Raw genomic sequence first — 4,742 nt, forward strand, 5'->3', positions numbered from 1 at the left:
TGCGTGGCGGGCTTTTCACCTTCGGTCCCGGCAGGGGCTTCAGGGCGCGCCGGGGTCTCCGGGGCGCTGTCTGCATCCTCGTCGCCGTCGGGCGGATTGCCGTCGTAGACCAGGTACTGGCGCCGCTGCAGGTAGGAATCGCGCAGGAACGAGTACTTGTCCAGCGCCGCCTGCTCCAGCAGGTTGCTGGCGCCGAGCAGCTGCGCCCGGCCGGCAACGATGCGCACGCCGGTCAGCGAATTGCGCAGCGATACCGGATAGAGATAGGCCGACGGGTCGAAACTGCGGTCCACCAGCATGCCGCCGGTGTCGCGCACCGTGCTCGGCCCGAAGAGCGGCAGCACCAGGTACGGCCCGGGCGGCACGCCCCACACGCCCAGCGTCTGGCCGAAGTCTTCCTTGTACTTGGGCAGGCCGGCCGGGGTGGCGATGTCGATCAGGCCGCCGATCCCCAGCACGGTGTTCATGGCCACGCGCATGGTGTCCTCGGCGGCACGGGTGGGCTTGCCCTGCAGCAGGTTGTTCGCGGCCGAGTAGACATCGCTCACGTTGGAGAAGAAGTTCTCCACCGCGCGCTGCACCGGCGTGGGCATGTAGTCGGCATAGACCTGGGCCACCGGGCGCAGGATGCCCTTGTCGAAGTCCTCGTTGATCTTCGCGACTTCGCGATTGAACGGCTCCAGCGGGTCTTTCGGGTTGGCGGTGGGGCCAGTGGCGCAACCGGCAAGCACGGCCGCGGCAGCCACCGCGGCCAGGCCCTTGCAGAACGATGGGGCAGCGCTCATTTGAGGTCCCCTGCCGGCGCCGGCGCGCTGGCACCGGCGGACGCACCGCCGCCGGCATCTGCGGCCTTGTTGTACAGGAACTGGCCGATCAGGTTTTCCAGCACCACGGCCGACTGGGTCATGGTGATGCGCCCGCCTTCGGCCAGCATGGCGGTGTCGCCGCCGGCTTCAAGGCCGATGTACTGCTCGCCGAGCAGTCCGGATGTCAGGATCTTGGCCGAGGTGTCCTTGGGGAACTGGTAGCGCTTCTCCAGGCTCATCTCGACGGTGGCCTGGTAGGTCTTGTCGTCGAAGCGGATCGCCGCCACGCGGCCGACCACCACGCCCGCGCTCTTGACCGGCGCGCGCGGCTTGAGTCCGCCGATATTGTCAAAGCGCGCCTGCACGCTGTAAGTGTCCTGGAAGGAAAAGGCGCTCATGTTCCCCGCCTTGAGGGCCAGGAACAGCACGGCGACGAACCCCGCCGCGACGAACAACCCCACCCAGAAATCGAGTGCGTTCTTTTTCATTGGAATCTCTTTCTTCAACCCCGTAGTGTCTTGTGGCTGACTAGTTGTTTGTGTTTTTGTTTGTGTTTTCGTTTATCAGGCCGCGTCATTTGCTGAACATCAGCGCGGTAAGCAGGAAATCCAGCCCCAGCACGGCCAGCGATGCGATCACCACGGTACGGGTGGTCGCGCGCGAGACGCCTTCCGGCGTTGGCTTGGCCTCGAAGCCCTGGTACAGGGCAATAAACGTCACGGCAATGCCAAAAATAAAGCTCTTGATCACGCCATTGAGCACATCGGCGCGCACGTCGACACCGCCCTGCATCTGCGACCAGAAGGCGCCGGCGTCAACGCCGATCAACTGCACGCCCACGATGTAGCCACCCAGGATGCCTACCGCGCTGAAGATCGCCGCCAGCACCGGCATGGCGATCACGCCTGCCCAGAAGCGCGGCGCGATCACGCGCTGCAGCGGGTTCACCGCCATCATTTCCATGGCCGTCAGTTGCTCGCCCGCTTTCATCAGGCCGATCTCGGCAGTCAGCGAGGTGCCGGCGCGGCCGGCGAACAGCAGCGCGGTCACCACCGGGCCTAGCTCGCGCACCAGCGACAACGCCACCAGCAGCCCCAGCGCCTGCTCGGATCCGTAGCGGTTCAGCGTGTAGTAGCCCTGCAGGCCAAGCACGAAGCCCACGAACAGGCCCGACACCGCGATGATCACCAGCGACAGGTTGCCGACAAAGAAGACCTGGTCGGTCACCAGCCGGAAGCGGCGCAGCAGCGCCGGCGACAGGCCCAGCAGCGTCAGGAACATGCGCGTGGCGCGGCCCAGCCCCGACACGCTGCGGCGCACGGCCGCGCCGATGGTGGTAAAGAAGTCCGTCACCGCGCCCCCCCGGCGAAATCCTCGGCCAGCGAAGGTCCGGCGTAGTGGAACGGCACCGGGCCGTCGGCCTCGGCATTGACGAACTGGTGCACGAACGGGTCGGTGGAGGCGCGCAGCGCCTCGGGCTCACCCTGCGCGACGATGCGGCCGTCGGCGATGAAATAGACGTAGTCGGCGATCTGGAAGGTCTCGTGCACGTCGTGCGAGACGATGATCGTGGTGGCGCCCAGCGCGTCGTTCAGGCTGCGGATCAGCCGTGCGGTCAGCCCGAGCGAGATCGGGTCCAGCCCGGCGAAGGGCTCGTCATACATCAGCAGCGCCGGGTCCAGCGCAATCGCGCGCGCCAGCGCCACGCGCCGCGCCATGCCGCCCGAGATCTGCGCCGGCATCAGGTCGCGCGCGCCGCGCAGGCCGACCGCGTTGAGCTTCATCAGCACCAGGTCGCGGATCATCGAGTCGGGCAGGTCGGTGTGCTCGCGCAGCGGGAACGCCACATTGTCGAACACCGACAGGTCGGTAAACAGCGCGCCGAACTGGAACAGCATGCCCATCTGGCGGCGCACCGCGTACAGGCCGCGGGTATCCAGCGTGTGGATATCGGTGCCGGCAAAGCTGACCGTGCCCGCCTGCGGGCGGACCTGGCCGCCGATCAGCCGCAGCACCGTCGTCTTGCCGCAACCCGAACCGCCCATCACCGCAATCACCTTGCCGCGCGGGAAATGCATGGTCAGGCCGGACAGGATCGGCTTGCCGTGGTCCGCATAGGCGAAGTCCACCGCAGTCAGTTCGACGAGGTTTTGAGCAGAATCGGTCACGTTGGCACCGGTCAGGACAGTCGCGCATTATAAGGTGTACTACCTAGCCCTGCTGGCGCCCGTGTGCCCCGCGCCACATGCCCCCGCCGGGGGAGTCTCTCAGACTTGCCCTAGCCCCCCAAACCTGCCCATCCCTTTGCTGCTCAAGGCTCCTGTATCGGCTGGACGTCCTTCAGGATCACCTGCCATTGGATAGATTCCGAGCGGATCGCGGTGGCAAACGCCTCCGGCGAGTCGCGCAGCGGCGTGACCCCCGCTGCCTGCAGGCGCGAACGCACCTCGCGCTCGGACATGACGGCGTCGAGCTCGACCGCCAGCCTGGCGACGATCGCACGCGGCGTCTTGGCCGGCGCCATCACGCCAAACCAGGCGGCCGCGGCATAGCCTTCCAGCCCCGACTCCTGCAGCGTCGGCACCAGCGGCGCCAGCGGCGAGCGGGCCACGCCCGTCACCCCGAGCAGGCGCAGCCCGCCGCTCCTGACCTGGCCCTGGACCGCGGCAAACGAACAGAAACAGGCACTGACGCGGCCGGCCAGCATCTCCTGGACCACGGCGGCCTCGCCCTTGGCGGTGACCAGCGGCACGCCGCTGCGGATGCCGCGCACGGCGTACTCGGCGTACAGGTGGGAGGGGCTGCCCGGCTGGCCGTAGCCATAACTGTAGGAGCCGGGGTTCGACTTGACCGCGGTCATCCATTGCTCCGGCGTGCGCATGGGCAGCCGGGCATCGATCACCAGGAACAGCGGCGTGGTGGCCACGCGCGCCACGGGCGTGAAATCGCGCACGACGTCGTACGGTACCGGCTCCAGTCCGGGCTGGATCAGCATATTGGCCTGGTGCAACAACAGGGTGTGGCCATCGGAGCTGGCCTTGGCGACCACGTCGCCGGCGATGGTGCCGGCGGCGCCGGGCCGGTTGTCGACCTCCACCGGCACGCCCAGCCGGACGGAGAGGCGCTCGGCCAGCATGCGCGCCACCGCATCGGCAACGCCGCCGGCCGGGAACGGCACGATCAGGCGCATCGGGCGGTCGGGGAACGACATGCTGCGGGCGAGCTGCTGGGTCCCGGCATGTGCCGGCATGGCTGGCACCGCAAGCGCCAGCGTGGCACACCCCAGGGCATACAGGCACAGGAAAGACCGGAGCCAGCGCCGGACTGCGCCCATTGGGGGGCGCGGCGCGAACTTCGCTTTACCTCGCCAAAGCCGCGACAAATTGCGCACTTCGGGCATCAATTTCCTCCGGCCGGTCTCCTGAGGAGGCGGCAAGCTGGTTCTGGGGAAAAAGGATTTGCGAGGCAGTTTCCGTTAGTTGTTTTTTGAAAATTGTAAGGACATTACCCAGGCCACCACAGACACGTAAACCATAGCCGGGAGAACCCTGAAGGCCCCGCCAGGCCTTGCCAAACGCGCCATCGCGGCCAGGACGCACGGACCTCGCCGGCTATAATCGGCCGATGACGATTTACACCCTGCGGCCCATGGTCACCGCCGACCTACCGGCCGTGCTGGCGGTGCAAGCCAGCTGCTATACCGAAGTCCTGCTGGAGAGCCAGGCCGCGCTGGCAAGCCGGCTGGCGCTGTCCCCCGCCACCTGCTGGGTCGCGGACGATCCCGGACATCCCGGCGCGCTCGCCGCCTACCTCTTTACCCACGCCTGGCCCGAAGCCACCCTGCCGCCGCTGGACGGCGTGCTCGACCATGGCTGGCGCCATGGCGCCGGGCCGGACGCCCTCACCTGGTTCGTGCACGACATGGCGGTGGCGCCC

General features: G+C 67.6%; 5 protein-coding genes and 1 pseudogene. 1 reads left to right on the forward strand and 5 read right to left on the reverse strand.

Features of this window, described 5'->3' with window-relative positions:
- From CF68_RS29700 to CF68_RS29720, 5 genes are all read right to left on the reverse strand, one after another.
- On the reverse strand, positions 1-785 hold a 785-nt coding region (locus CF68_RS29700; protein ID WP_235205936.1), incomplete at its 3' end, for a VacJ family lipoprotein.
- Positions 782-1,294 carry an outer membrane lipid asymmetry maintenance protein MlaD gene (gene mlaD, locus CF68_RS29705; RefSeq protein ID WP_018313923.1) on the reverse strand — a complete coding sequence of 171 codons (513 nt, stop codon included), beginning with the start codon at positions 1,292-1,294 and terminating at the stop codon, positions 782-784. The genes CF68_RS29700 and mlaD, both read right to left, overlap by 4 nt.
- 85 nt (positions 1,295-1,379) lie before the next feature.
- Positions 1,380-2,159, reverse strand: coding sequence for a lipid asymmetry maintenance ABC transporter permease subunit MlaE (mlaE, locus tag CF68_RS29710; RefSeq protein ID WP_035826030.1), 780 nt, complete (start codon positions 2,157-2,159; stop codon positions 1,380-1,382).
- Positions 2,156-2,974, reverse strand: a complete 819-nt coding sequence (locus CF68_RS29715; RefSeq protein ID WP_035826031.1) for an ABC transporter ATP-binding protein — start codon at positions 2,972-2,974, stop codon at positions 2,156-2,158. Before CF68_RS29715 ends, mlaE begins: the two co-directional genes overlap by 4 nt.
- 143 nt (positions 2,975-3,117) lie before the next feature.
- Complete coding sequence (locus CF68_RS29720; protein WP_035826033.1) at positions 3,118-4,206, reverse strand: tripartite tricarboxylate transporter substrate binding protein; 1,089 nt, start codon at positions 4,204-4,206, stop codon at positions 3,118-3,120.
- A gap of 224 nt (positions 4,207-4,430) precedes the next feature.
- Here CF68_RS29720 and CF68_RS29725 point away from each other — a divergent pair.
- Positions 4,431-4,742 (forward strand): annotated as a pseudogene (locus tag CF68_RS29725) (GNAT family N-acetyltransferase); the annotation flags it as partial.

The sequence above is a fragment of the Cupriavidus sp. SK-4 genome (assembly GCF_000611125.1).
Taxonomy (GTDB): Bacteria; Pseudomonadota; Gammaproteobacteria; order Burkholderiales; family Burkholderiaceae; genus Cupriavidus; species Cupriavidus necator.